The organism is Paraburkholderia domus (assembly GCF_905220705.1).
Taxonomy (GTDB): domain Bacteria; phylum Pseudomonadota; class Gammaproteobacteria; order Burkholderiales; family Burkholderiaceae; genus Paraburkholderia; species Paraburkholderia domus.
The window spans coordinates 204,724-229,019 of the sequence record NZ_CAJNAT010000003.1 but is presented as its reverse complement, the minus strand read 5'-3'; the positions used below and the strand labels follow the sequence as shown (position 1 = coordinate 229,019).

Here is a 24,296-nt window from a genome sequence, read left to right as displayed (position 1 = left end):
CGCCATGAAGCGCATCACTGCAGTCATCAAACCGTTCAAACTCGACGAAGTGCGCGAGGCGCTCGCTGAAGTCGGCCTCACAGGTCTAACCGTGACTGAAGTTAAAGGCTTCGGTCGGCAAAAAGGCCACACCGAGCTCTATCGTGGTGCAGAGTATGTGGTCGACTTTCTGCCGAAAGTGAAGATCGAAGTCGTTGTCGCAGACAACCAGTGCGATCAGGTGATCGACGCAATCATCGGCGCGGCACGGACCGGCAAGATCGGCGACGGCAAGATTTTCGTCGCGGACGTGGAGCGTGTGATCCGGATTCGCACGGGCGAGGAAAACGAAGCGGCGGTTTGAACGGCCAGACTTCGCAAATTTAAAGCACAGGGTTCAAGCGGCGGTATTGCTTATCGCGTCCCAGGTGCCTTGCACGCACCGCAACGGTGCGGCGGGGCGGTGGCAAAACCGTGCGCTCAAATAAAAAACGGTGCGATACCCTTTCGGACATCGCACCGATACGCGCCTCTCGCAGCAGCGTGAAAAAGATTCTCTTGGAGAACTTGCGACTACGTCCCGAAGGACGTCCCCGTGGGGGGCGCCCCGAAGGACATCCCCTTGGGGGATCCCGTTCGATTAGAACGAGTGTTGAATACCTGCGTACACGCCCGATTGCTGGTGACCCGGCAGCGGGTTGTCCGTTACGGTGGACGTGCCGGAATTGTCTGCGTTCAGGCCGAAGTTAGCATTCTTGCTGTTACGTGCCGTAGCAAGCTGGATATCCAGCAGCGTGCGCTTGGACAGGTTGTACGAACCGCCAATCGTGTAGATCGTCGCATTGCCCGCGCCATTGTTGCCGTTGACGTGGTACACCGCTGCGATCAGTGCTGCAGCCGGCGTTGCTTGCCACGTCACGCCGCCCCATTCGTGATCGAGGGTGGTCGGCTGACCCGGCAGAACACCCGTTGCACCTGCCGAGCGGATAGCCTGGTAAGCGGCCTGAACCTTGAACTGGCCAAGGAAGACGTTCACGAGAGCCGAGTATTCGCGCGATGCCGCGAACACGCCGGTGGAGATGTTAGCCGCATTGGCCGGCGTGGCAGCAGCCGGGCCGTACAGAATACCGTTACCCGGGTTGCGGATTTCGTCGTACAGACCGCGAACCTGGAACAGCGAGTTCGTGTAGGTGACCTGTGCGCCAGCTTCGCGACCTTGAGCGGTCGTGCCGTTACCGTTCCAGTTCGTTGCGTTCGACAGGGCGTATTGGCCGTAGAAGTCAAAGCCTGCGATCTTCGGCGACTGGTACGCGAAGTTGTTGCTCGATTGCGGCCAGTTGCGGCCACGCACCAGCGATGCCGACGACCAGTTCGATTGACCGAACGGGTCGAAGTCCCACACGCCGTTCGAGATGAAGAGCATGCGGCCCATGGTGAACGTACCGTATTGATCGTTCGCCAAACCGACCGTTGCCCAGCGATTGAAGAGACCGCCGCCGCCAGGGCCTGCGCCCGTCATGGTATTGAAGGAGCCTTCCAACTGGAACAGGACCTTGTTGCCGCCACCAATGTCCTCAACGCCCTTCATGCCCCACAGGCTGGTACCCCAGTCGCCGCTTTCTGCTTTGAAACGGTTCGTGCTGCCAGTTGCCTGGCCGTTTGCACCGACGCCTTGCGGAACGCCCGACATGTATTCCAGGCCAGCGTCCAGGCGGCCGTACAGCGTCACGCTGCTTTGGGCGTGCGCAACTACACCGGCTGTCATCAGCGCAGCGGCGAGCAAAGCTTTCTTCATCTTCTCCTCCATACCCTGTCAAAAAGTGAAACCCAGTACTGCGAATGGTGTTCGGACGCAGCGCGCCGAACAGAAATCGGTACCAGGGAGATTAGCGGGTGGATTGGGTCTCCTGCCGTGACGGATAGCCTCAGCGGGCTATTCTTCGCGCCATGCCGATCCCTCGCCGACCGGTTCTCCTCTGTTGCTTTGAAGTGAAACTACTTTTAATGAACTTCGTTTTGCTACTTTGGTTACTAATTTATCAAAAATACACTTGGGTGGGAGAAGAAATTAGTACCGGCTTGGGCCGGTGTCTCCAAATTGCAATACGAATGTGTGCAAGGAATCGTTGCGATGTCCCCAAAATGGCGGGAAACCCTTACGCCGTAAGGGAATCACGGATTGGGACAGGCCACGTCAAGGATTGCCACTATTGACGCTTCAAATGCGGCAGAGTAGGGCGAAATGAGGGTGGTTCGGGCCAGTAGTGGGCCCGTTTTCGAGGCCAGAACGGCCGGAATGCACAGGTGAGCGAAGTAAAAAAGGCGCTCGTAAGAACCTTGTAATGTTACTTTGACTACAGCCCAAATACCGGGCTGTACGAGGGTTTCATTTGAGGCTGCCGGACAGGAACTGCTTGAGCCGTTCGCTCTTTGTGTTCCTGAAGACTTCGTCCGGATGACCTTCTTCCTCGACGCGGCCTTGATGCAGGAACATCACGTGATTCGACACGTTGCGCGCGAACGCCATTTCATGGGTCACGACGATCATCGTGCGGCCTTCTTCTGCGAGCGTCTGCATGACTTTGAGCACTTCGCCGACCAGTTCGGGGTCGAGCGCGGAAGTCGGTTCGTCGAACAGCATCACGTCCGGGTGCATGGCCAACGCGCGCGCGATTGCCACGCGCTGCTGCTGGCCGCCCGACAGATGCGACGGGTACTGCTTTTCCAGACGCGGCGCGAGGCCCACTTTCTCCAGATACTCACGTGCGCGTTCTTCGGCTTCCTTGCGCTTCAGACCTAGTACGTTGACCGGCGCCTCGATGATGTTCTCGAGCACGTTCATGTGCGTCCACAGGTTGAAGTGCTGAAACACCATCGACAGCTTGGTGCGCACGCGCTGCAATTGCTTTGGATCGGAGACGCGCAAGGCGCCGTTCTTGGCGAGTTGCGTGCGGACTTCTTCGCCGTCGACGAAGATGCGCCCGGCGTTCGGCTGCTCGAGAAAGTTGATGCAACGAAGCATCGTGCTCTTGCCCGAACCGGACGAGCCGATCACGCTGATTACGTCACCGGCGTTGGCCTTCAGCGACACGCCCTTGAGGACTTCGTTATCGCCGTACTGTTTGTGAAGCTCGTCGACGAAGAGCTTTTGCTTCTTGGTGTTCATCAGAATCCTTGGCGGGCTTACTTGCTTGGGGCGCGGTGCCCTTTTTTTATTACTTGCCTTGCGGCCGCAGGTAAGCGAGCCAGCGGCGCTCGGCGCGGCGGAACAGCCACACGAGCGCAAAAGAAATGCACAGATAGAGCAGGGCGGCGAGGCCGAACGCATTGAACGACTGATACGTCGCGGAGTTCACGTCGCGCGCGATCTTGAGAATGTCCGGCACGGTCGCCGTGAACGCCACGGTGGTGGCGTGCAGCATCAGGATCACTTCATTGCTGTAGTACGGCAACGCGCGGCGCAGTGCCGACGGCAAAATAACCCGCCGGTACAGCGTGAACGACGACATGCCATACGCGCGCGCCGCTTCGATTTCGCCATAGGGCGTAGCCTTGATCGCGCCCGCGAAAATCTCGGTGGTGTACGCGCACGTGTTCAGCGTGAACGCGAGCAGCGTGCAATGCATGCCGTCGCGGAAGAACGCGTTGGTCAGTTCGTTATTGCGGATGATTTCGAGGCTATACAAGCCGGTGTAGCACAGCAGCAGTTGCACGTAGAGCGGCGTGCCGCGGAACACATACGTATACAGCCACACCAGGCTGGCGAGCCACTTCTTCTTCGACACCCGCGCGACCGCGAGGGGAATCGACAGGCAGAAGCCGAGCCCGATCGACACGACCAGCAGCCATAGCGTGATCACGACGCCGGTGAGTCGGTAGCCGTCGCTATATAGATAGTTGCGCCAGTATTCCTGAATGATCTCGATCATAGATCCGCCTTTCGCACGCCAGTCGAGTAACGCTTTTCGAGGTACATCAGCACGAAGTTGGACACTGTGGTGATGACGAGATAGATCGCCCCTGCGAGCAGGGTGAAGAAGAAGAACCGCAGCGTGCCCTTGCCGGCATCCTGCGAGGCTTTGACGACGTCCGCCAGACCGATGATCGACACCAGCGCCGTGGCTTTCACCATGACCTGCCAGTTGTTGCCAATGCCAGGCAGCGCGAAGCGCATCATCTGCGGGAACATCACCCGCGAGAACACCTGCCAGCCGGTCATGCCGTAAGCCGCGCCGGCTTCGAGCTGGCCGCGCGGCACCGCGAGGAACGCGCCGCGGAAGGTTTCGGTGAAGTACGCGCCGTAGATGAAGCCAAGCACCGCGACACCGGCCACGAACGGGTCGATGTCGATCTGGTCCCAGCCGAGCAGGTCGGTCAGGTTGTTCAGCCATATCTGGATGCTGTAGAACAGCAACAGCATCAGTACCAGGTCGGGCACACCGCGCACGAGCGTCGTGTAGACGGTGCCGACACTATAGGAGAAGCGGTTCTTCGACAGTTTCGCCGCCGCGCCGAGCAGGCCCAGCACGAAAGCGAACGCCAGCGACAACACCGCCAGTTTGACGGTTTGCCAGGTGCCGTTGAGAAGCAGCGGGCCGTAGCCTTGAAGGAACATATGGGGTCCTTGACGATGCGTGGGTGACGCACCGCGAAAGACGCGGCCAGCTCTGCACCGCGTTTGCCGCGAGCCTGGGCTCGCCGATTCCCGCGGCGCACAGCGCACCGCTGTGCAAATCATGACTGCATGACCGTTGCCGGTCTTGCAGCGCGCTTTTCGACTCTCGTTCTGAATCGGGGTTGAAGCTGTTTTTTGAAGCTATTGCCGACTGTAGTACGAAGCCTTGGGAAAGCCCATGCGGGCGAGCCCCGAGTTTCGCGGGTACTGCGTGTTGCTGCTTACCTGGCCGGCTGCCGGGGCTGGAGGCCCGCTCAGCTGACGGCTCAGTGACCGGCGCAGGTGCCCAGCTCAGCGACCAGGATAAATATCGAGGTCGAAGTACTGCTTTTCGAGCTTCTTGAACGTACCGTCCTGATGCACTTGCGCCAACGCCTGGTTGAACATCGCTTTCAGCTCGACGTCATCCTTGCGCAGGCCGATGGCCGTGCCTTCACCGATTGTCTTTGAGTCTTTCACTTCCGGGCCGGCCCAGCCGAAGCCTTTGCCGCGCGGCGTCTTCAGGAACCCGGCATCGGCTTGCAGTTCGTCCTGCAATGCGGCGTCGAGACGCCCCGAAGCGACGTCGGCGTACACCTGATCCTGATTCTGGTAGGGCACTACGATCACGCCTTTGGGCTCCCAGTACGCTTTGGCGTAAGCCTCCTGAGTCGAGCCTTGCTCGACGCCGACGCGTTTGCCTTTCAGCGATTCAGCCGTGGGCAGCAGGGGCGAGCCGGCTTTGGCGATCATGCGGGCCGGTGCGTCGAACAGCTTGTCGGAGAAGTCGATCTGCTCGCGGCGCTTGTCCGTGACGGTCAGCGACGACACGATCGCGTCGAACTTCTTGCCCTTCAGCGCCGGGATGATCCCGTCCAGGTCCTGCTCGACCCACACGCACTTGACGTTCATTTTCGCGCACAGCGCTTTCGTCAAATCGACGTCGAAGCCGACGACCTGGCCGCTGGCTGCCGTCGATTCGAACGGCGGGTAGCTGGCGTCTACCCCGATACGCACGGTTTTCCACTCTTTCGCCATGGCGCCGGTGGCTATGACGGCAAGCGCCACGCACAGTGCGGCCTTCTTCATGTTTCTCCTGGATCAAACTGATCGTCGTGGTGTGCCGATCTCGACGACCGCCGGCTCGTGGCCGGCCGTCGCTATTCTAGGCGGTCAAAATTGTCGCGCCGCGCATGGGTTTCACTTCGCTTCCGCTTCGATCCCGCTTTGGTCCCGCCGTTGTCTTTTCGACGGATCGAGCGGGATTGGCGAGGGGGCGAAGCAGGCGGCTGTGCCGTCGCGGCCGGCTGGCCGGGCCCGACGGCGCGCCTTGAGCGCCTACGCGTCTTGAAAAGGGCGGTATTTTACCCGAACAGGGGCAGGGCGCCAGTGCAGGACGTCGCTGGCTGCCGATGGGCGGGCTCATGCGTTGTGTATGCGCGACGTTGTCGGGTCGCGGGCGGGTTGTTCTTGCGTGCGCTCATTCGCGTTAATGATCGACAGGCCAGCGGCCGGTTTTGCGAGGAAGGCCGCCGGTGGCCGGTCTGGCCGTGCCGCGCGCCCCGCCGGCGCACGATTGCGCGGATTTATGAAACGATCCGGTGCGCCGTTGCCGATTGTTTAGCATGCTTTGCGCCCATACATTCTGTGCATCGTTATTTACCCACCGGGAGACCCTCATGATCGAGATTCGCCGTTCCGACGAACGCGGCCACGCCAATCACGGCTGGCTCGACTCGTATCACAGCTTCTCGTTTGCTGACTACCGCGACCCGCAACACGTGCATTTTGGACCGCTGCGGGTGATCAACGAAGACCGCATCGCCGGCGGCCAGGGCTTTGGCACACACGGCCATCGCGACATGGAAATCGTCACGTATGTGCTCGAAGGCGCGCTCGCGCACCGCGACAGCATGGGCAATGGCTCGACCATCCGTCCCGGTGACGTGCAGCGCATGAGCGCCGGCACGGGGGTGCAGCACAGCGAGTTCAACGCATCGCAGGACGAGCCGGCGCACCTGTTGCAGATCTGGGTGATCCCGCAGCGCGCGGGCGACCAGCCCGGCTACGAGGAAAAACGCTTCGACGATGCCGACAAGCGCGGGCGTCTGCGCGTGGTCGCCTCGCCCGACGGCCGGGACGGTTCCGTCACGATTCATGCGGATGCTTCGATCTACGCTGCGCTGATCGATGGCGCGGAACAGGCTACGTTCGCGCTGCCGAAAGGCCGGCTGGCGTATGTGCACGTGGCGCGTGGCGCGCTGACCGTGAACGGCGAAGCGCTTCAGGCTGGCGATGCTGCCAAGCTCAGCGAAACCGACACGGTGACGCTCGAAAAGGGCGAGAACGCCGAAGTGCTGCTGTTCGATCTCGGTCCGCTCAATGGGTAAGCGCGGGTAAGCGCGGATAAGCGCCAACCACCGGCCGTTCGTTCATCGACCGGTGGTTGATGGTTGCGAGCGCAACGAAACCTTGGCTCGAAGCAGCGAGCTGCATGCAAAAAAACGCCACGGAAAATCTTCCGTGGCGTTTTTGCATCCGGAAGGCGGCAGCGTAAGCCGCCTTCCGCCTTCGTTGTGCCGCTTACTGATTGGCAGCCGGCGCCGACGCTGCGCCCTTTTTATGTTCCCAGTGATCGCGCATCTTCTCGTGACGCGCTTCCATCTTCGCAAAACGCTGCTTCAGCGCCGTGCTGACGGTGGTCTTCTGCTGGTCGTTCAAACCGTTATAGAACTTGAGCCATGCGTCCGTGGTTTGCTGACGCAGTTGCGCGTCCTTCTGCTCGACTTGCTGGTGCGCCGATGCCATGGCGTTCAGATCCAGGATCGGCTGCTGCTGCGCGGCCTTGAACTGATCCTTGATCTGTTCATGGTTGGCGCGCATGGCCTCATGGTTCTGCTTCATGGTGTCGAGCGCGGCCTGCCATTGCTTTTCCTGATCCGCGTTCAGCTTCAGCTGGTCATGCAGCTGCGTCAGTTCCTTCATGAAGTGGCCATGCCAGCCGCCGGGGCCGCCTTGACCGGCGGGTTGTGCGGCATAGGCAGCGCCTGCGCCGATGGCGAGGGCAGTGGCGGCAACGGCGAGAACGCGCGACATTTTTTTGGTGGACATGTAAGACTCCCTGTAATGGAATAGCCGACGATGCAACCGGTACTGGAAGACGGCCTGCATTCGGTAAGTCACAGCGTAGAGAACTGCGCCTCGCGCTGTGTTACGTGGCTTGATGCGGCTATTACGGGTCATTACGTACGCCTTTCACCGTAACACCCGGTAACCCTTGAGGGCCGTCTGAAATCGAAAACCCTTCCTGCTGCGCGTTAAACTTCAATCCATGGCTACTCAAATACTTGTTGTCGACGACGACGTCGAATTGCGCGATCTCCTGCGCGACTATCTGGCCCGTCAGGGCATCGAAGTCTCGGTGCTGCACGACGCGGGCACGCTCGAGCGCAGGCTCGAGCGCGAGCGTCCGGATCTGATCGTGCTCGATCTGATGATGCCGGGCGTAGACGGGCTGACCGCGCTGCGTAAGCTGCGCGCGTCGGGCGACGACATCCCTGTGATCATGCTCACCGCACGTGCTGACGACGTCGACCGGATTGTCGGGCTGGAACTCGGCGCGGACGACTATCTCGGCAAGCCGTTCAATCCCCGCGAGCTGTTGGCGCGCGTGCAGGCGGTGCTGCGGCGGCGCCGCACACTGCCGTCGGCGGCGGCGCCAGAGCAGCGCGAGCCGTTCAACTTCGGCCGCTTCACGCTGGATTTCCAGTCGCGCACGCTGCATCTCGAAGACAAGCCGCTCACGCTGTCGGGCAGCGAATTCGCGCTTCTGAAGATTTTCGTCAATCACCCCATGCGCACGCTCACACGTGAGCGCCTGCTCGAACTGCTGCACGGCCCGGAATACGACGGCACCGACCGCGGCATCGACGTGCAGGTGTGGCGTTTGCGTCGCATTCTCGAAACCGACCCGTCCACGCCGCGCTTCATTCAAACGGTGCGCGGGCGCGGCTACGTGTTCGTGCCGGATGGCGAACAGCATGCGCCGGCCCATTGATTCGCTGTTCGGGCGGTTAGCGCTGCTCGTCATTGCGGTGCTGCTGCTGTCGCATTTCGCGTGGTACGCGCTCATGCGGCTCGAGCGCAGCCAGTTGCAAACGCGCTACGCAGTCGAGGAAGCCACCTTCCTCGTCGACGCGGTGCGCCAGCACGTCGCCCGCACGCCGGATCAGCCCTTGCCGTCGCGTGTGAGGCTGGTCGATCCGGCGAGCACCGACGTGCCGCCCGAAGCCACCGGTTTGCCGGCGCCGCTCGAACGTTTTATCGAAGACGTGCGTGATCGCATGCCGGCCGGCACTCAGGTGCGGGTCGGTCCGCCCGGCCGGCCGCCCACGCTGTGGGTGCGCAGCACCGCGGATGCCAGCTGGATCGTGGTGCCGGTGCAGCCGTTGCGCCCGCCGCGTTCGCTCGACCGCACGGTGCTGTGGCTCGCGATTATTTTCTCGTTCGCGGTGATGGCGGCGCTCTTTGCCGCGTGGGCGCTTCAGCAGCCGTTGCGCTCGCTTGCCCAGGCGGTGGCGCGCTTCGGCCGCGGCTTGCCGGTGCCGCCGGTGCCCGAGCGCGGTCCGCGCGAACTGCGGCAGTTGACGCACGGTTTCAACCAGATGGTTCAGGAAGTGGCGCGTACTGAAAACGACCGGGCCGTGATGCTGGCCGGCGTCGCGCATGACCTGAAAACACCGCTGGCACGCTTGCGGCTGCGCGCCGAAATGATGGAAGAAGTGAAGATGCGTGACGGCGTCGTGCGCGACGTCGATTCGATGACGCATATCGTCGAACAGTTTCTGATGTTCGCACACGACGGCGCCGATCGCAGCGAAGCGGTCGAAGTGGACGCGCAGTGCGAGCGCGTGGTGCGCAGCTATCGCGCGGTGGCGGCGGGTGCGCCCACTGTGCAGACCGAGCTCAACGCGGGGCCGGGTTTCCTGCTGCCCGCGGCTACGCTCGACCGGATCCTGTCGAACCTGTTGGACAACGCACATGCCTATGGCGCGCCGCCGATCGTTGTGGCCACAGCGCGCACGGCGCAAGGTTTCACGCTTTCGGTGAGCGACAACGGCAGTGGTATCGCCGCGCAGGACCTGATCAATGCCAGCCGGCCGTTCGTTCGGCTCGACCCGGCACGCGGTGGCAATGGTCACAGCGGGTTGGGGCTCGCGATCGTCGAGCGTCTGGTGCGGCGTGCGGGCGGGGAGTGGGAGATCGGCAACCACGGCGGGCGTGGCTTGCGGGTCTTGATGAGCTTTCCGTTCGAAGTGGTGCCGCGTGTCACGGCGGTCTCGGAAAGCGCCTGGTAGGTTGAGCGGGGCAACGGCGGCAGGCGCCTGCCCCGCTATATACATGCCGCATGCGATGTCCGAACGCAATGTTCGGAATGCGGCGTCCGCAAGGCGATGTTAGATGCGCCGTCCGGAATGCGCGTCCGGCAACCGTCGCGCTAATCTGTAAACAGCGTGTTCAACGCATTCGCCGCGTCACTATCCACTGTATTCCACGTCACCGTTTCGGCTTCGAAGATGTAGTGCGTGGTGTACTTGCCGAGCCGCGCGAGTATCTCTTCCTGAATCAGTTCCGGCGCAACATCCAGTTTCAGATACCACGTGGTCGACGACAAGCGCGTCTGGAACGCGCCGTACTCGGCCAGCAGATGGTCGAATGCGTCAGCATCCTGATCGCGACAGACGATGACCAAATTTCCCTTCATGCGAATCTCCCGTTAGAGCGGTAGCGGCAACCTCAATGTCAGGGTTGATGATACCTGCTTCGTTACGGGACGCCCGAGGCGGCGACTTGCTTTGCATCAGCTACCGCACGCATCGAGGCGCTAACGGCACCGGCGGCGTGCCTTGAGTTTCGGTGGCGACCGGCGTGCTGCCGGGCATCACCAGGCGTTGGCTACCGTCCGCGCGGGCGGCGCGGTGTCGTCCGGTGGAAGCGCTTCGGTGCGGTCGCGGCCGCCCGTCTTCGCGGCGTAAAGCGCCGTGTCGGCGCGGCTCATGATCCGTTCGGGCAGGTCGTCGGACGAGAGTTCGGTGATGCCGATGCTCACGCTCAGGCCCACCGAGGCCGGCAACTTCGGCGAAGGAATCGCCTTCAGGCGCAGGCGCAAGCGTTCGACGACTTCGCGGCCCCCCGCCAGATCCGTGGCCGGCAGCAGCAAGCCGAACTCTTCGCCGCCCAGCCGGCCGATCGCGTCGGCGCCGCGCAGTTCGGCGCGGCAAGTGTCGACGAAATGTTCGAGCGCACGGTCGCCGGCAGCGTGGCCGAAGCGATCGTTGATCTGCTTGAAGTGGTCGAGGTCGGCGATCGCCATGCATAGCGGCTCGTTGCTCGCATGCGCGCGTTCGATCTCGTGGCGCAGCAGGTCGAGGAAGTAGCGTCGCGACAGCGCGCCGGTCAGCGCATCGTGGCGCGCCTCGGCCGAAAGCAAGGTGTTGGCCGATTGCAATTGTTCGGCAAGATCGCGCGTGGCGCGATGGTGGCGCCGCTCGCGCACGTACGACACCGTGATGACCCACGCGAGCGCGGCCGTGCCGGCCAGCGTCAGAAACACCAGCAGATGATCGCGCTTGTGATTGCGCAGCAGTTCGGGCCACGCCGCGAGCGGATCGACCAGATGCGCCGACAGTCCCGAGTTCAAGCCGCTGCGTGCCTGATACAGCGATGGCGCCGGCTGCTCGCTCATGCCAAACAGCTGGCCGGCGACGGTTGCGGGCACCCAGGGCGCCTGCTCACGCACCTGCGCGTCGACCTGAATCTGTATGTCGGGGAGGATCTCGCGGCGATAGATAGTCATGCGCTCGTTAGCGCTCATCTGCGTGACGTGCGAGTTCGGCAGCGCGTGGCCTTCGAGTTGGCTGTCGTGCGCCATGATGATGACGCCGTGGTCATCGGCGACGAAGGTGCCGGCGTGCGCGACCCAATGGCGCAGCCGCCCGATGCCCACCTTGGCCACGACTGCCCCGACCAGCAGGCCGTCGGCGTACACCGGCGCTGCGATGAAGATGCCCGGCTCGCCGCTCGATCGGCCGACGCCATAGGCTTCCGAAAACGCCCCAAGAAGCGCATTCGTCAGGTAGGTGCGCGTGCGCATGTCGACGCCGACGAAGGAGCGTTCCGCGGCGAGCGGGTTATTGACGGAGTTGCTCGATGCAACGCAGGTGCCGTTGGCGTTGACGAGCCAGATCTGGTCGAGCCCGGAGAAGCCTTGCGCGTCGTGCAGGAAGTTGCTTACGGCGGTCATCTGCGGGTCTTTTAACAACGTGGCGCGCAGAGCGGGTTCCGTCGCCTCCCCGTTCGCGGCATAATTCTGGGATTGCACCAGCGCGTGCTGGACCACGTCCATTTCGGCCATGGTTGCGGGGATGGCCCGAGACATCGCGAGGTCGCTGGCGATCACTTCCGCCATGTTGTCGACGATCGACGTGGACATCTGGCGCTGCGTGCGCAAGGCCGCGTCCAGCTCTTGCTGTACCATCCGGTCCGCGACCATGCCGGCCACGAACCAGCAAACGAGCACGATCAGCGCGAAGCTGATCGGCCCGGTTGCCTGGCGCAAGGTTGTCCTGTTCATCGACCCTCTGATCCGTCTGGCTGTGACATGCAACTAGCTCATTCGTGGAAGCGCGCTGGCGCTGTTTCGCCTCTGTGAAAGCGGCCGGCGATACGCCACACGGTGTGGGCCATGCTGTGGCCCGGCGTGACCGTAAGGAGGCGTGTCGTCTCCTGATTTTAACCGTCATGGGGCCTGACGCCACCGTTATTGCGGGAAGGTGCAGTGCGTTCGCTTCGCCCATCAGGTCTTTAACGGCAGCGCATCAGCTTTCTGAATAGCTGCGCGGGTTTTCCAGGGGGCGGGAAATGTGATTCCGGCCACAATCGCGATGGTTTGGAAAGTGGCTGGCGCACGGCATTAGACGGCCAGCTGCACCGGGTCTGGTCGACGCTCGCCGCGGGCCAAAGGCCGTTGCCGCGGCGTACGCTGCGATTTGCTGCTATTTGGCGTGAAAGGTTGTGCCTGAAACATAGGATGGTGTAGTGTCGTGCCGTCCAAAACAAGGAAAGCTCGCCAGCCCTCGGGCGGCGCCCGCGGCGACAGAGGAGCCCGGCTTCGCGGTACCGGTCCTGGGCAGCTTGCCCAAGGACACGTCCGTCACCGGTCTACGTGTCTCCAACGCTAACGATTTACCGCGCACACGCGTTTTGCCATGCCTGATTTCCGTTTTCTGGACCGATCTTCAGACTGCCGTGCCGAAGCTGCGGCCCCTTTCGTGCGTTTGAATGCTTATATGAATAGGGAGAGCGTCTGATGGATTTCAGCTTCAACCTGCAGCGCACCGCCAACGCGTCGGCATGGCGAGTGTTGCCCAATCGCTGGGACTTCGTCGCCTTTCCGCTGATTATCTGCATCATTGCGATGGCTGCGATCGGCTTTCACGAGACGCTGGCGCCGATGTCGACGCTCAAGACTCAGGCGATTTCGCTCGACCCGTCGAATTTGCCCGAGTACGCCATGCGCACCACGCTGCGCATGCTGGCGGCGATGGTCGCCTCGCTGATCTTCACGCTCGTGTACGGCACGCTGGCTGCCAAGAGCCGCCGCGCCGGCATGGTGCTCGTGCCGATTCTCGACATCCTGCAGTCGGTGCCGGTGCTCGGCTACATTTCGTTTACGGTCACGTTCTTCCTCGCGCTGTTCCCGGGCCGCGTGCTCGGCGCCGAGCTGGCGGCGATCTTCGCGATCTTCACCAGCCAGGCCTGGAACATGACGTTCAGCTTCTACCAGTCGCTGCGCACCGTGCCGCGCGACCTGGACGAAGTCTCGCGCGGCTTTCATTTGACTTCATGGCAACGTTTCTGGAAGCTGGAAGTGCCGTTCTCGATGCCGGGTCTCATCTGGAACATGATGATGTCCATGTCCGGCGGCTGGTTCTTCGTGGTCGCGTCGGAAGCCATCACGGTCGGCAACAACACCATCACGCTGCCGGGTATCGGCGCGTTTCTGGCGCAGGCAATCTCGGACAAGAACCTTCACGCGATCGGCTGGGTGATCCTCGCCATGACGGTCGTGATTCTTGCCTACGACCAATTGCTGTTCCGCCCGCTGGTCGCGTGGGCCGACAAATTCCGCATGGAAACCACCAGCTCGGGCAATGCGCCTGAATCCTGGCTGCTCGACCTGATTCGCCGCACCCATCTGATTCACCGTCTGCTGGTGCCGCTCGGCTGGATGTTCGCCAAGGCCGCGCGCGTGCGTTTCCAGTTGCCGGCGTTTTCCGCTCCGCGTTTCCAGATTCCGCAGCGCGAAAAGTCGTCGCGCATCGGCGACATCGTCTGGGCCGTGCTGGTGCTGATCACCACGGTTTATGTGGTGTACCGCGTGTTCACCTATGTCCGTACCGGCGTCTCGCTCGACGAGGTTGGCCACGTGTTCGTACTCGGGCTCATTACGCTGTTGCGCGTGGTGTTGTTGATCGCAATCGCTTCGGTAATCTGGGTGCCGATTGGCGTGCTGATTGGCCTGCGGCCTGCGCTGTCGGAGAAAATCCAACCGCTCGCGCAGTTCCTCGCCGCGTTCCCGGCGAACCTGCTGTTTCCGGTGTTCGTGATCGTCATCGTGCGCTTTCATCTGAACCCGGATATCTGGTTGTCGCCGCTGATCGTGCTCGGAACCCAGTGGTATATCCTGTTCAACGTGATTGCCGGGGCGAGTTCGTATCCGAACGATTACCGGGAAGCGGCCAAGAACTTTCATATCCGCGGCTGGCAATGGTGGCGTCAGGCCATGTTGCCGGGCATTTTTCCGTACTACGTGACGGGTGCCATCACTGCCTCGGGCGGCGCGTGGAACGCAAGTATCGTCGCGGAATTCGTCCAGTGGGGCGACACCAAGGTTGCCGCGCATGGCCTCGGCGCCTATATCGCACAGACCACCGCCGCGGGCGACTATCCGAAGATCATCGTGGGCATCGCCGTGATGTCCCTCTTTGTGACCCTGTTCAACCGCCTGCTGTGGCGTCCGATGTACGCCTACGCCGAAGCGAAGCTCCGGCTCGATTGAGAAATAAAGGCTAAACGCGATGCAAAATCCTAAAGCTGCTATGACCGCTGCGCCGCTCCAGACCCCGCCGATGCCGCCGCGCCTCGGTGAGGAGATTCTGCGCGTCAAGGACGTGTGCCGTGGGTTCAACAAGTCGCAGGGCGAGCTGCTCGTCCTCGACGACGCGAATCTGTCGTTGCGCGAAGGCGAGATTGTCGGTTTGCTCGGCCGTTCGGGCTCGGGCAAGTCGACGCTGTTGCGCATCATCGCCGGTCTGATCGAGCCGACCGCCGGCGAAGTCACGTATATGGGCAAGCCGCTCGACGGCCCGGCCAAGGGCGTGGCGATGGTGTTCCAGACCTTCGCGCTGTTCCCGTGGCTGACCGTGCTGCAAAACGTGGAAGCGGGTCTCGAAGCGCAGGGTGTCGGCGCGAGCGAGCGCCGCACGCGCGCGCTCGCCGCGATCGACCTGATCGGTCTCGACGGTTTCGAAAACGCTTACCCGCGTGAGTTGTCGGGCGGCATGCGCCAGCGCGTCGGCTTTGCACGCGCGCTGGTGGTCGACCCCACGCTGCTTCTGATGGACGAGCCGTTCTCCGCGCTCGACGTGCTGACCGCCGAAACGCTGCGTACCGACCTGCTCGATCTGTGGACGCAAGGCCGCATGCCGATCAAGGCCGTGCTGATCGTCACGCACAACATCGAGGAAGCGGTGTTCATGTGCGACCGGATTCTGGTGTTGTCGTCGAATCCGGGCCGTGTGATCGCCGAAATCAAGGTGCCGTTCAAGCATCCGCGTAACCGTCTTGACCCGGCATTCCGCCGGCTGGTCGACGACATCTACGCGAAGATGACCGCGCGGCAAACCGATGAAGCGACCAAGAAGGGCCTCGAGCTCCACAGCTGGCTGCCGCATGTGTCGACCAACCTGATGGCCGGTCTGATCGAAACGCTGGCCGCCGCGCCGTACCACGGCCGCGCGGACATGCCGGAAATCGCCCGCTCGCTGCATCTGGAGGTGGACGATCTGTTCCCGGTCGCCGAAGTGCTGCAGCATCTGGGTTTCGCCGACATACGCGAAGGCGATATTTTCCTGACGCCGCCGGCACGCGTGTTTTCGGAATTCGGCACCCAGGAGCGCAAGATGATGTTCGCCGAGCACCTGCTGCGCCACGTGCCGCTCGCCGCGCGGATCAAGAAAGTGTTGAACGAACGGCCGGGGCATCGTGCGCCGCGTGTGCGCTTCGAGCAGGAGCTGGAGGATTTTCTGTCGGACAGCGCCGCGGAAGAGACGCTCGACGCGGTGATCAACTGGGGCCGTTATGGCGAGATTTTCTCGTACAACGACCAGACGGAAATTTTCAGTCTGGAAGACGTGGAGTCTTAAACCCGGTCGAGTTGATTAAGACGCTTCAAGCAAAAAGCGGCAGGGGAGACCCTGCCGCTTTTTTTATTGCAGATTGCCCCAGCGCTCGACCGCCGGTTCCGCGGACGCCCATTTCCAGCCCTTGTCCTGCCGGCACGCGCTCGCTGTATACCAGTCTTCGTGCGCGTCCGGGCCGTCGCCGTCCTGAACTGAGAACACGAAATCCTTGCACAGCGCGAGCGCCGAGCTGAACGCGCGCGTCACGCGCACCTGGCCGTGGCCATTCTCAATCGGCAGCGTGTGCTTGACCGCCCACGGCCGAGTCTCGCCGACCGGCATCGCACCCGCCAACGCGGCGATCATGTCCTGCTGATCGGTGTGCATGTTGCGCATGTAGCGGCCGACCGCTTCGTCGGTCGCGGCCTGCACGGCGATACCGATGCCGATGCCGACCGCCGGGTTGGCGGTCACGAGGCCCGACGCGACACCGGCCGCGGCACCGCTCGCCGCGCCGACCGACGAGCAGCCGCTCGTCAGCAGACTGGCGCCGATGCATAGCGCTCCAGCCAGCACGAGCCGCAGCCGGCTGCCGGGAAGCGCCGATGGGTTCCGTGTGGTGCACATGCCATCGACGAACCGCAGCTCGGACAGCGCGCGGTTATTCCGGGGGCGCGGAAGCGACAGCGTCCTCATTGCAGCGCGCCCCAGCGTTCGGTAGCGGGTTCGGCCGACGCCCATTTCCAGTTGTCGCCGTCACGGCAGATCGACGCGACGTAGAACGCACTGCTTGCCGGCACATTCCGGGTGGCGGTCTGATCGACCGAGAACACGATTTCCTTGCAATCGAGCGTGCCGGCGCTGATCGTGCGGCTCACGGTGACGCGGCCGTGTTCATCGTCTTCGATCGGCACCGAGTGAGTCACGCTCCAAGGTGCGATTGCGCCGACGTCGAGGGGCCCGGCGATTCTGGCGATACCGTCCTGCGTATCCTTGTGGACCACGCGCTGCGAATACTGTACGCCAGCGCGGGCTGCGGCCACTGCGCCGAGGCCGATGCCGGTAGCGACTGCCGCATTACTGGTGACTTTGGCCGCGAGCGCGGCGCCTGCGATACCGGCGCCGGCGGTGGCGCCTTCCGAATAGAGCGAGCTACATCCGCTCAACGCCGACGAGATCGCCACTGCCAACGCGACAAGCGCCGTTGTATTCGGACGTCCGGGTTTGGCCGCTTTAGACGCTTTGGCTGTTCGTTTTGCCCATTCGGCCCACACCATACTTTTTTGCATTTCCCTGTCTCTGCTCCTGCAAGTACTTTTCGTTCACACGCGCAACACGTGTGTGAACGAAAAGCACGTCTTTCTCATCGTTGCACCATGCGCTGCCGCATTTTGCAGGATGCCATTTGTAATTGGCAGTGGGAAAGTGCAAGCAATTGCAAAAGATGGTGCGAGTCAAATCGGTTTCTGGTGAGAAGGTGCCGATTTGATTGGTGGTGCGAAGGGATTAATTATGAGATGACAAGGATGCAGAAACGGCCGTTTCTGCAGCGCGGGGCGTGGACAGCAAGCGCACGAGGAGAGTGCCAAAAGTAGATGGCGAGCACACAGAAAACACGCTCGTACCCGAACGAACCGCGTGAGCGCCTGGCACCGCTTACTGCTCGGTTTCTTCGTCCGCCCCGTCATCGCCGCCGTATATGCTCAAGCGGTTGTACAGCGTTTTCAGACTCACGCCGAGCGCTTTGGCCGCGCGCCGCTTGTCGCCGCCGCAATATTTGAGTGTGCCGAGAATGATCTGCTTTTGCGCATCCGCGAGCGGGGTGCCGATCCACACGCTCATCGCGTCGCCTTGCGTTACGGGCTTTTTCACGCGCGACGCGAGATGCGGATGCGGCAGCTCGACCGTCTTCTCCGCGAGAATGAATGCGCGATACACCGCGTTCTTCAATTCGCGCACGTTGCCCGGCCACGACCAGGTCCGCACTGTTTCGATCGACCGTTTGCTGAAGCTCTTGCTCGTACCTTCCTGCTGATTCAGCAAGGCGAGAAAGTGTTGCGCGAGCAGTTCGCGATCGCCCTCACGTTCGCGCAGCGGCGGCGCGCGCAACGGAAAAACCGCGAGCCGGTACATCAGGTCTTCGCGCAGACCATTTTCCTTCACTGCTACCGCGGGGTCACGATTGGTCGCCGCGATCACGCGCACGTCGCCGTGAATCAGTTCGTTGCCGCCGACCCGAAAAAACGTGCCGGTCTCGAGCGCGCGCAGGAGCTTCACCTGGCGCACCGGCGCCATTTCCGTGATTTCGTCGAGAAACAGCGTGCCGCCGTTCGCATGTTCGAAGTAGCCGATACGGCCTTGGACCGAGCCGGTGAAGCTGCCTTTCTCGTGACCGAACAATTCGGCTTCGATGAGTTCGTCGGGAATCGCGCCGCAGTTCACGGCGACAAACGGTGCGTCCTTACGGCTGCTTCGGTCGTGGATCGTGCGGGCAATCAGTTCCTTGCCGGTGCCGGATTCGCCGATGATCAACGCGGTTGCGTCGGTGCTGGCGACGCGTTCGATCTGTTCATACAGATCGAGCATCACCGGCGATGAGCCGTATAGCAGCCCGTACGATTTCAGTCCCGCGATGCCGTCCGCGACGCGCTGCTTCGCCTGTGCCGAAGCATTGCCGCCGGCTGAGACGGTGGGCGAGTCGAGGTCGATTGACGCCATAAACGGGGAGTCCTGTGCAAATGGTTTGGTGTTGCGGCGCGCAGATCCTGGCGCGAGACAGACCCATGCGGCCACTATCTCATAAAAATTCGATTTAACCACTTTGACGCCGCTTCCGGCAATCCATGTGACGCTCGATGAAATAGCCCCGGCGCAAGGTCGGTCGAAAGTGCCTGAATCCGTGCCGGCATTGGATGAGGGCGGCAAATTTACCGGGTATGACGTTTGCGTGATCCGTCCGACATGCATGTGCTTTTGAGCGACTCTGTTCAAAGCGCGCCGGCGGCGGATGCGGTTCTCCGATTGTTCGCGACGCGCCGGAAATATGACTCAAACGCCGATTTCAGACACAGGAGTGAATGATGACTGACACCACGCAACAGCTTGCACTTGGCGGCCAAAAAATTGTCGAAGATCTGAGAGTGCTGCTGACGGACTCGGAAGAGATGATGCGGCTTGCCGCCAACGTGCCGGGCGAAGGCATCGACGCACTGCGCGACCGGTTGGGCGCGCATGTCGAAACGCTGCAATCGGCGCTCGGCGATGCGCAGCAGAACGCGCAGCGGCGTTACCGGACCGCGACAGTCCATACCGAGCGCTACGTGCGGCGCAACCCGTGGCGCTCGATCGGCATCGCCGCGGGCGTCGGCTTCCTGCTTGGCGCTTTGAGCGCGCGCTAACGCGCGACGCTCGACACCGATCCGCTTGACGACAACAAGGAGTGCACGATGGGACGACCCAAAATTGGTATCTTCGGCGCGCTAATGGCCCTTGGCGGCTTTCTGGCTGTGCGTTACGTGCAGCGAAACCGTGCCGCGCAGGTTCCGGCGGTGCGTGAACTGAGCCGGTGGGAAGGCGAAGGCGGCACGGTGGCGACGCCGTCCGGGAGCGTGACGGCGGCGAGCAGCGGCCCGTCTACGCCAGACACGGCACATGGCGCAAACGGTTCGGCACATCCGAACGGCAAAGACGGCGCATGGCCGTTTCCGCGCAGCTGAGGGCTGCAATTGTGACCTCGCGTATGGCGCCACGCCAGCGTTCCCCTTTGACGAGCGGCACCTGGCGTTTATTACAAATTTATCCCGATAAAGCCGTATAATAGGTGAATCGACAACAATGCAGCGCTATATTAGGTAATATCCCGGTAGATTGTTGCTATTTTGAATCAAATAGGTGGCTTGGCGCTGTTGCAAAAACGTTAGCGTGCGCTCACATCTGGGCACACACGCGGCGCAGTGGCAAGCCGCCGACCCGCTTTTTCAGCATGCGGTTTTGTATGTTCTCCCACTCACGCTTTCGGGTTTTCGAGACGCGATGCCACACGTACTGATTGTCGATGACGATGCCGGTACCCGCGAGGCGCTTTCCGCCATCATCGGGGAAGACGGTCTGACTACCGCCACTGCGGGCGATTTGCGCGAAGCGCGCATTCAACTGGTCCGGCAGATGCCGGACGTCGTCTTTACTGACCTGAAGCTGCCCGACGGCAGTGGAGTCGATCTGTTTGAAGATCTTGATCCGCGCTCAGGCGTGGAGGTGATCGTGATTACTGGCCACGCCACAGTGGAGTCGGCGGTCAATGCGTTGAAGATGGGCGCCACAGACTACCTGGTGAAGCCGATTAACATGCAGCGCGTGAAGGCGATCCTGTCGCGCCTGCCGCGCGCCGGTGACTTGAAGGCGGAAATCGGCACCTTGCGCGGCGAGCTGCGCCGCATGGGCCGCTTTGGTTTGATGCTCGGCAATTCGCCGGTCATGCAGGAGGTCTACGACCAGATCGGCCGCGTTGCGCCGACGGCGGCCTCGGTCATGCTGGTGGGCGAATCGGGCACCGGCAAGGAAGTCGCCGCCCAGACGCTGCATCAACTCAGCTTACGTCGCAAACATGCGTTCCTCGCGGTGAACTGCGGCGCGATCTCGCCGAACCTGATCGAATCGGAGATGTTTGGCCACGAGCGTGGCTCGTTCACTGGCGCGGACCGTCAGCACAAAGGCTATTTCGAGCGCGCGAACGGCGGCACGCTGTTCCTCGATGAAATCACCGAAATGCCGATCGAGTTGCAGGTGAAATTGCTGCGTGTGCTGGAAACCGGCATGTTCATGCGGGTCGGTACGACAAAGGAAATCGAAACGGACGTGCGCCTGATCGCGGCGACCAACCGCGATCCTGAGCAGGCGGTGCTGGAAGGCAAGTTGAGGCTCGACTTGTACCACCGTCTGAACGTGTTTCCGATCAGCCTGCCGCCGCTGCGCGACCGGGGCAAAGACGTTGAGTTGCTCGCGCAAGCGTTCCTTGATGAACTTAACGAGCGCCATAGCACGAAGAAGCATTTCCCGGCCTCGGTGAAGGACATGTTGATGTCGTATCCGTGGCCCGGCAATGTCCGCGAGCTGAAGAATTATGTGCAGCGCGCGCATATCATGTCCGGGTCGGATTCGGATAGCACGGCGACGGTGCCGTTGCAGATTACGTTGTCGAAGCCTGCGGCTGGTACGGCGATCACGATTCCGTTTGGCACTTCGCTTGCCGAAGCGGATCGGCAGTTGATTCTGGCTACGCTCGAGCAGTGTGGTGGCGTGAAGACGCGTGCTGCTGAGATTCTTGGTATTAGTCTGAAGACGCTTTATAACCGGCTCGTTGAGTATGGGAATGATGCGCGTGAGGATGGTGATGCTGCCGATGAATCGCGTGTGTTGGGGGGCGCTGGCGCTTGAAGTGGGGTTTTTTGCTTGCGGTGTTGGCCTTTCCTTGAATTGGTATTGGTTTATTAGCGTCGCCCCTGTGCGGGGCACGCACTTACTTTCTTTGCCGCGGCAAAGAAAGTAAGCAAAGAAAGCCGCTTCACACCGCTAGTTCTTAAGCGGGTCCCCTGGCTTGCAAGGGACAGTGGTACATCTGGAATCTGTGTTCTCGCACATTCGGCGTCTGTGACAAAGCAGTCATTCTTCCGGCGGCGCTACGCGCGCCGAAGCGTAGTCCACCAAACCGTCTGCTTGTCTTTGCGCCCGCCTTCGATTCGGCATAGGCCTTGCTGCGACTTAATGGAACGCAAAACGAGGACAACTAACATGCCTGAATACGCCACCGCTCCCGCGCTTCCCCTCCCGAAGCACGCTCACCGTCCCGAGCCAATCGAGCCGCCTTCGCCAGATCCTGGCGAGCCAGACACGACTCCGAGTCCGACTCCGGATCCGATCGAACCGGCTGCTCCGCCGATCGGCGATCCGCCACCACAGCCCACGCAAACGCCACAAGCCAGGCAGCATCAGCCTTCGCAATCCCTACGCATGCAACTCTGACATGTTCTGTGCGCTGAACCGCAGTTCGGTGCGGCGAATTTATGTATTTGTTACAAAGCCGGCGCATCTTTTACCGGCAATTTACCGCCGTGACCCCTAGACTGTATTGATGCCGCTCTCGATGGCGGCGGCCTTCCCCTTGGAGGCATCGATCATGAGACATCCAGCACTGCGACGTTCCGCGCGCCACTCGAAGCGCGATTCCCGGCCGGCCACCAGCAAGAGCGACCCGGCGGAGTCGCCGGATCCGGCAGCGCAGAATCGCATCGCGCCCAATGCGCCGCCAGACGGCGAGCACAACCAGGGCGGCGTGCGTCAGGAAGGGCTGGAGTACCAGCGCGATCTCGGCTCGGAGCAGGACGCTTGAACCCGTCTGACAGCCGGTAAGAAGGGTTCCGGTTTCGTCATACAAAGCAGAAAAAACTTCTTCGCGGTGCTTCGATATCGCGCGATTCTGCTCGTTTGTCACATTTGCATACATTTTTATTTCCGACATCTCAAAAAGCGGCACGCGATTTGCGTGCACCTTTTTGGCACATATCCGTATGCAACGAAACAACTGACTAGGTGGAGCACCAATGAGCAGACTGATCGTGGTATCGAATCGTGTGGCGCCGATCCAGGAAGGCCGCCCCGCAGCAGGCGGCCTCGCGATCGGCGTGCTGGACGCGTTGAAGGAAACCGGCGGAGTCTGGTTCGGCTGGAGCGGCGAGACGGTCAGTGAGCCGTCCGCTCCGGTGATCGAAAAGCAGGGCAATGTGACGTACGCGACGGTGGGCCTCACCAAGCGCGACTATGACCAGTACTATCGCGGCTTCTCCAACGCGACACTGTGGCCGACGTTCCACTATCGCAACGACCTGTCGCGCTACGACCGCCAGGAATACGCGGGCTATCAGCGCGTCAATGCGACGCTCGCCAAACAGCTCAAGGAGCTGCTCAAGCCCGATGACATCGTCTGGGTACACGACTATCACCTGCTGCCGTTCGCGCGTTGTCTGCGTGAGCTCGGCGTGAAGAATCCAATCGGCTTCTTCCTGCATATTCCCTTTCCGGTTCCGGAAGTACTTCGTACGATTCCGCCGCACGAGGAATTGGTCAAGGCGATGTGCAGCTACGACGTGATCGGTTTCCAGACCGAGGCGGACCGGCAGTCGTTCGTCGACTTTATCGAGCGCGGCCAGCACGGCACCTCGAGCGAAGACGGCATGGTGCACGCCTACAACCGCTTCCTGAAAGTGGGTGCGTACCCGATCGGAATCTATCCCGATGCGATCGCCAAGGCCGCCGAGCAGTTCACCGACCGCAAGCCGGTGCGCAGCCTGCGTGACGGCATGCGCGGACGCAAGCTGATCATGAGCGTCGACCGGCTCGATTATTCGAAGGGTTTGGTGGAGCGCTTTCAGGCGTTCGAACGGCTGCTGCTGAATGCACCGGGATGGCATGGACGCGTATCGCTGGTGCAGATCGCGCCGCCGACACGCGCGGACGTGGCGACCTACCAGCGCATTCGTCAGACGCTGGAGGGTGAAGCGGGCCGCATCAACGGCCGGTTCGCGCAACTGGACTGGACGCCGATCCAGTATCTGAACCGCAAGTACGAGCGCAATCTGCTAATGGCGCTGTTCCGTCAATCGCAGGTCGGCTATGTGACGCCGCTGCGCGACGGGATGAACCTGGTCGCGAAGGAGTACGTCGCATCGCAGGATCCGGCGGATCCGGGCGTACTCGTGTTGTCGCAATTTGCCGGCGCGGCCGAGCAACTGCCGGGTGCGCTGGTCGTCAATCCGTTCGATCTGTCGCAGATGGCCGAGGCGCTGGAGCGCGCGCTATCGATGTCGCTCGCCGAGCGTCAGGCGCGTCATGCGGACATGATGGCGCCGATGCGCGAGAACAATCTGTCGGTCTGGCGCGATACGTTTCTTGGCGATCTGCGCAACGTCGCGACCGCCGCTTCAGTGACGGCCAAAGCGGTAAAGCTCGCTGACGTGACGGCATCGTCGTCGTAGCCGCATCATCGACGGCGGCATGGATTCCTTCAATGACCGCGCGCGCTGATCACGTCGAATTGTTTGGATAAGACCGAAGCATTAAAAAAGGGCGCGGACCGCAGCATGCGATTTCGCGCCCTTGTTGTATCCGGGTTCAAGCGGATAACCTGCTCACGCCGGTAGCGCGCTTAG

Annotated in this window: 23 protein-coding genes; 12 read left to right on the top strand and 11 right to left on the bottom strand. The window is 61.8% G+C overall.

Features of this window, described 5'->3' with window-relative positions; all coding sequences use genetic code 11:
- Nucleotides 1-4: 4 nt before the first annotated feature.
- On the top strand, nucleotides 5-343 hold the full coding sequence (gene glnK / locus KHO31_RS08880) for a P-II family nitrogen regulator (RefSeq protein ID WP_006048444.1): 339 nt from the start codon (nucleotides 5-7) through the stop codon (nucleotides 341-343).
- 276 nt (nucleotides 344-619) lie between these two features.
- Here glnK and KHO31_RS08875 read toward each other — a convergent pair whose 3' ends face one another.
- From KHO31_RS08875 to KHO31_RS08855, 5 genes are all read right to left on the bottom strand, one after another.
- Complete coding sequence (locus KHO31_RS08875) at nucleotides 620-1,774, bottom strand: porin (RefSeq protein ID WP_201074919.1); 1,155 nt, start codon at nucleotides 1,772-1,774, stop codon at nucleotides 620-622.
- A gap of 591 nt (nucleotides 1,775-2,365) precedes the next feature.
- Complete coding sequence (locus KHO31_RS08870) at nucleotides 2,366-3,145, bottom strand: ABC transporter ATP-binding protein (protein WP_201074920.1); 780 nt, start codon at nucleotides 3,143-3,145, stop codon at nucleotides 2,366-2,368.
- 49 nt (nucleotides 3,146-3,194) lie between these two features.
- Entirely contained in the window at nucleotides 3,195-3,908 is a 714-nt protein-coding gene (locus KHO31_RS08865) for an ABC transporter permease (protein WP_211623069.1), read from the bottom strand.
- Complete coding sequence (locus tag KHO31_RS08860; RefSeq protein WP_201074924.1) at nucleotides 3,905-4,594, bottom strand: ABC transporter permease; 690 nt, start codon at nucleotides 4,592-4,594, stop codon at nucleotides 3,905-3,907. Before KHO31_RS08860 ends, KHO31_RS08865 begins: the two co-directional genes overlap by 4 nt.
- 351 nt (nucleotides 4,595-4,945) lie before the next feature.
- A complete protein-coding gene (locus KHO31_RS08855) occupies nucleotides 4,946-5,722 on the bottom strand; it encodes an ABC transporter substrate-binding protein (RefSeq protein ID WP_211623068.1) in 777 nt (258 codons plus the stop codon).
- Nucleotides 5,723-6,312: 590 nt separating this feature from the next.
- Between KHO31_RS08855 and KHO31_RS08850 the strand changes: the two genes are divergently transcribed.
- Complete coding sequence (locus KHO31_RS08850) at nucleotides 6,313-7,023, top strand: pirin family protein (protein ID WP_201074928.1); 711 nt, start codon at nucleotides 6,313-6,315, stop codon at nucleotides 7,021-7,023.
- Nucleotides 7,024-7,216: 193 nt separating this feature from the next.
- Here KHO31_RS08850 and KHO31_RS08845 read toward each other — a convergent pair whose 3' ends face one another.
- Nucleotides 7,217-7,744 carry a periplasmic heavy metal sensor gene (locus KHO31_RS08845; protein WP_201074930.1) on the bottom strand — a complete coding sequence of 176 codons (528 nt, stop codon included), beginning with the start codon at nucleotides 7,742-7,744 and terminating at the stop codon, nucleotides 7,217-7,219.
- Between the two features lie 220 nt (nucleotides 7,745-7,964).
- Between KHO31_RS08845 and KHO31_RS08840 the strand changes: the two genes are divergently transcribed.
- Together KHO31_RS08840 and KHO31_RS08835 are read left to right on the top strand one after the other, a co-directional pair.
- Complete coding sequence (locus KHO31_RS08840) at nucleotides 7,965-8,690, top strand: response regulator (protein ID WP_054035058.1); 726 nt, start codon at nucleotides 7,965-7,967, stop codon at nucleotides 8,688-8,690.
- Nucleotides 8,674-9,990 (top strand): ATP-binding protein, encoded by a 1,317-nt coding sequence (locus tag KHO31_RS08835; protein ID WP_201074932.1) that lies wholly within the window; start codon nucleotides 8,674-8,676, stop codon nucleotides 9,988-9,990. Before KHO31_RS08840 ends, KHO31_RS08835 begins: the two co-directional genes overlap by 17 nt.
- Before the next feature lie 140 nt (nucleotides 9,991-10,130).
- Here the strand turns inward: KHO31_RS08835 and KHO31_RS08830 are convergent, their stop codons facing one another.
- Both KHO31_RS08830 and KHO31_RS08825 read right to left on the bottom strand, forming a co-directional pair.
- Nucleotides 10,131-10,397: a double-stranded DNA-specific endonuclease gene (locus KHO31_RS08830; RefSeq protein ID WP_201074934.1), complete on the bottom strand. Its 267-nt coding sequence runs from the start codon at nucleotides 10,395-10,397 to the stop codon at nucleotides 10,131-10,133.
- A 177-nt stretch (nucleotides 10,398-10,574) separates the two neighbouring features.
- Nucleotides 10,575-12,266 (bottom strand): sensor domain-containing diguanylate cyclase, encoded by a 1,692-nt coding sequence (locus tag KHO31_RS08825; protein ID WP_201074937.1) that lies wholly within the window; start codon nucleotides 12,264-12,266, stop codon nucleotides 10,575-10,577.
- 735 nt (nucleotides 12,267-13,001) lie between these two features.
- Here KHO31_RS08825 and KHO31_RS08820 point away from each other — a divergent pair.
- A complete protein-coding gene (locus KHO31_RS08820; RefSeq protein WP_201074938.1) occupies nucleotides 13,002-14,753 on the top strand; it encodes an ABC transporter permease in 1,752 nt (583 codons plus the stop codon).
- A gap of 19 nt (nucleotides 14,754-14,772) precedes the next feature.
- On the top strand, nucleotides 14,773-16,119 hold the full coding sequence (locus tag KHO31_RS08815) for an ABC transporter ATP-binding protein (RefSeq protein WP_201074940.1): 1,347 nt from the start codon (nucleotides 14,773-14,775) through the stop codon (nucleotides 16,117-16,119).
- Between the two features lie 63 nt (nucleotides 16,120-16,182).
- On the opposite strand, the gene KHO31_RS08810 is transcribed toward KHO31_RS08815, so the two are convergent.
- The 3 genes from KHO31_RS08810 to KHO31_RS08800 all read right to left on the bottom strand — a co-directional run bounded on the left by KHO31_RS08810 (nucleotide 16,183) and on the right by KHO31_RS08800 (nucleotide 18,813).
- A complete protein-coding gene (locus tag KHO31_RS08810; protein WP_211623067.1) occupies nucleotides 16,183-16,722 on the bottom strand; it encodes a hypothetical protein in 540 nt (179 codons plus the stop codon).
- 65 nt (nucleotides 16,723-16,787) lie between these two features.
- Nucleotides 16,788-17,384, bottom strand: a complete 597-nt coding sequence (locus KHO31_RS08805; RefSeq protein WP_211623066.1) for a hypothetical protein — start codon at nucleotides 17,382-17,384, stop codon at nucleotides 16,788-16,790.
- Nucleotides 17,385-17,751: 367 nt separating this feature from the next.
- On the bottom strand, nucleotides 17,752-18,813 hold the full coding sequence (locus KHO31_RS08800) for a sigma-54 interaction domain-containing protein (protein ID WP_201074943.1): 1,062 nt from the start codon (nucleotides 18,811-18,813) through the stop codon (nucleotides 17,752-17,754).
- A 362-nt stretch (nucleotides 18,814-19,175) separates the two neighbouring features.
- Between KHO31_RS08800 and KHO31_RS08795 the strand changes: the two genes are divergently transcribed.
- The 6 genes from KHO31_RS08795 to otsA all read left to right on the top strand — a co-directional run bounded on the left by KHO31_RS08795 (nucleotide 19,176) and on the right by otsA (nucleotide 24,122).
- A complete protein-coding gene (locus KHO31_RS08795; protein WP_201074944.1) occupies nucleotides 19,176-19,493 on the top strand; it encodes a DUF883 family protein in 318 nt (105 codons plus the stop codon).
- Between the two features lie 48 nt (nucleotides 19,494-19,541).
- A complete protein-coding gene (locus KHO31_RS08790) occupies nucleotides 19,542-19,811 on the top strand; it encodes a hypothetical protein (RefSeq protein ID WP_201074945.1) in 270 nt (89 codons plus the stop codon).
- A gap of 316 nt (nucleotides 19,812-20,127) precedes the next feature.
- Nucleotides 20,128-21,528 carry a sigma-54-dependent transcriptional regulator gene (locus tag KHO31_RS08785; RefSeq protein WP_201074947.1) on the top strand — a complete coding sequence of 467 codons (1,401 nt, stop codon included), beginning with the start codon at nucleotides 20,128-20,130 and terminating at the stop codon, nucleotides 21,526-21,528.
- A gap of 354 nt (nucleotides 21,529-21,882) precedes the next feature.
- Nucleotides 21,883-22,113: a hypothetical protein gene (locus KHO31_RS39185; RefSeq protein WP_236061168.1), complete on the top strand. Its 231-nt coding sequence runs from the start codon at nucleotides 21,883-21,885 to the stop codon at nucleotides 22,111-22,113.
- Nucleotides 22,114-22,267: 154 nt separating this feature from the next.
- Nucleotides 22,268-22,480 (top strand): hypothetical protein, encoded by a 213-nt coding sequence (locus KHO31_RS08780; protein ID WP_201084872.1) that lies wholly within the window; start codon nucleotides 22,268-22,270, stop codon nucleotides 22,478-22,480.
- Between the two features lie 211 nt (nucleotides 22,481-22,691).
- Complete coding sequence (otsA, locus tag KHO31_RS08775; protein ID WP_201074950.1) at nucleotides 22,692-24,122, top strand: alpha,alpha-trehalose-phosphate synthase (UDP-forming); 1,431 nt, start codon at nucleotides 22,692-22,694, stop codon at nucleotides 24,120-24,122.
- Nucleotides 24,123-24,296 lie beyond the last annotated feature (174 nt).

Bases quoted from the DNA above. Each gene is read 5' to 3' on its own strand.
- glnK (WP_006048444.1), top strand. From the start codon at position 5: ATGAAGCGCATCACTGCAGTCATCAAACCGTTCAAACTCGACGAAGTG.
- KHO31_RS08875 (WP_201074919.1), bottom strand. From the start codon at position 1,774: ATGAAGAAAGCTTTGCTCGCCGCTGCGCTGATGACAGCCGGTGTAGTT.
- KHO31_RS08870 (WP_201074920.1), bottom strand. From the start codon at position 3,145: ATGAACACCAAGAAGCAAAAGCTCTTCGTCGACGAGCTTCACAAACAG.
- KHO31_RS08865 (WP_211623069.1), bottom strand. From the start codon at position 3,908: ATGATCGAGATCATTCAGGAATACTGGCGCAACTATCTATATAGCGAC.
- KHO31_RS08860 (WP_201074924.1), bottom strand. From the start codon at position 4,594: ATGTTCCTTCAAGGCTACGGCCCGCTGCTTCTCAACGGCACCTGGCAA.
- KHO31_RS08855 (WP_211623068.1), bottom strand. From the start codon at position 5,722: ATGAAGAAGGCCGCACTGTGCGTGGCGCTTGCCGTCATAGCCACCGGC.
- KHO31_RS08850 (WP_201074928.1), top strand. From the start codon at position 6,313: ATGATCGAGATTCGCCGTTCCGACGAACGCGGCCACGCCAATCACGGC.
- KHO31_RS08845 (WP_201074930.1), bottom strand. From the start codon at position 7,744: ATGTCCACCAAAAAAATGTCGCGCGTTCTCGCCGTTGCCGCCACTGCC.
- KHO31_RS08840 (WP_054035058.1), top strand. From the start codon at position 7,965: ATGGCTACTCAAATACTTGTTGTCGACGACGACGTCGAATTGCGCGAT.
- KHO31_RS08835 (WP_201074932.1), top strand. From the start codon at position 8,674: ATGCGCCGGCCCATTGATTCGCTGTTCGGGCGGTTAGCGCTGCTCGTC.
- KHO31_RS08830 (WP_201074934.1), bottom strand. From the start codon at position 10,397: ATGAAGGGAAATTTGGTCATCGTCTGTCGCGATCAGGATGCTGACGCA.
- KHO31_RS08825 (WP_201074937.1), bottom strand. From the start codon at position 12,266: ATGAACAGGACAACCTTGCGCCAGGCAACCGGGCCGATCAGCTTCGCG.
- KHO31_RS08820 (WP_201074938.1), top strand. From the start codon at position 13,002: ATGGATTTCAGCTTCAACCTGCAGCGCACCGCCAACGCGTCGGCATGG.
- KHO31_RS08815 (WP_201074940.1), top strand. From the start codon at position 14,773: ATGCAAAATCCTAAAGCTGCTATGACCGCTGCGCCGCTCCAGACCCCG.
- KHO31_RS08810 (WP_211623067.1), bottom strand. From the start codon at position 16,722: ATGTGCACCACACGGAACCCATCGGCGCTTCCCGGCAGCCGGCTGCGG.
- KHO31_RS08805 (WP_211623066.1), bottom strand. From the start codon at position 17,384: ATGCAAAAAAGTATGGTGTGGGCCGAATGGGCAAAACGAACAGCCAAA.
- KHO31_RS08800 (WP_201074943.1), bottom strand. From the start codon at position 18,813: ATGGCGTCAATCGACCTCGACTCGCCCACCGTCTCAGCCGGCGGCAAT.
- KHO31_RS08795 (WP_201074944.1), top strand. From the start codon at position 19,176: ATGACTGACACCACGCAACAGCTTGCACTTGGCGGCCAAAAAATTGTC.
- KHO31_RS08790 (WP_201074945.1), top strand. From the start codon at position 19,542: ATGGGACGACCCAAAATTGGTATCTTCGGCGCGCTAATGGCCCTTGGC.
- KHO31_RS08785 (WP_201074947.1), top strand. From the start codon at position 20,128: ATGCCACACGTACTGATTGTCGATGACGATGCCGGTACCCGCGAGGCG.
- KHO31_RS39185 (WP_236061168.1), top strand. From the start codon at position 21,883: ATGCCTGAATACGCCACCGCTCCCGCGCTTCCCCTCCCGAAGCACGCT.
- KHO31_RS08780 (WP_201084872.1), top strand. From the start codon at position 22,268: ATGAGACATCCAGCACTGCGACGTTCCGCGCGCCACTCGAAGCGCGAT.
- otsA (WP_201074950.1), top strand. From the start codon at position 22,692: ATGAGCAGACTGATCGTGGTATCGAATCGTGTGGCGCCGATCCAGGAA.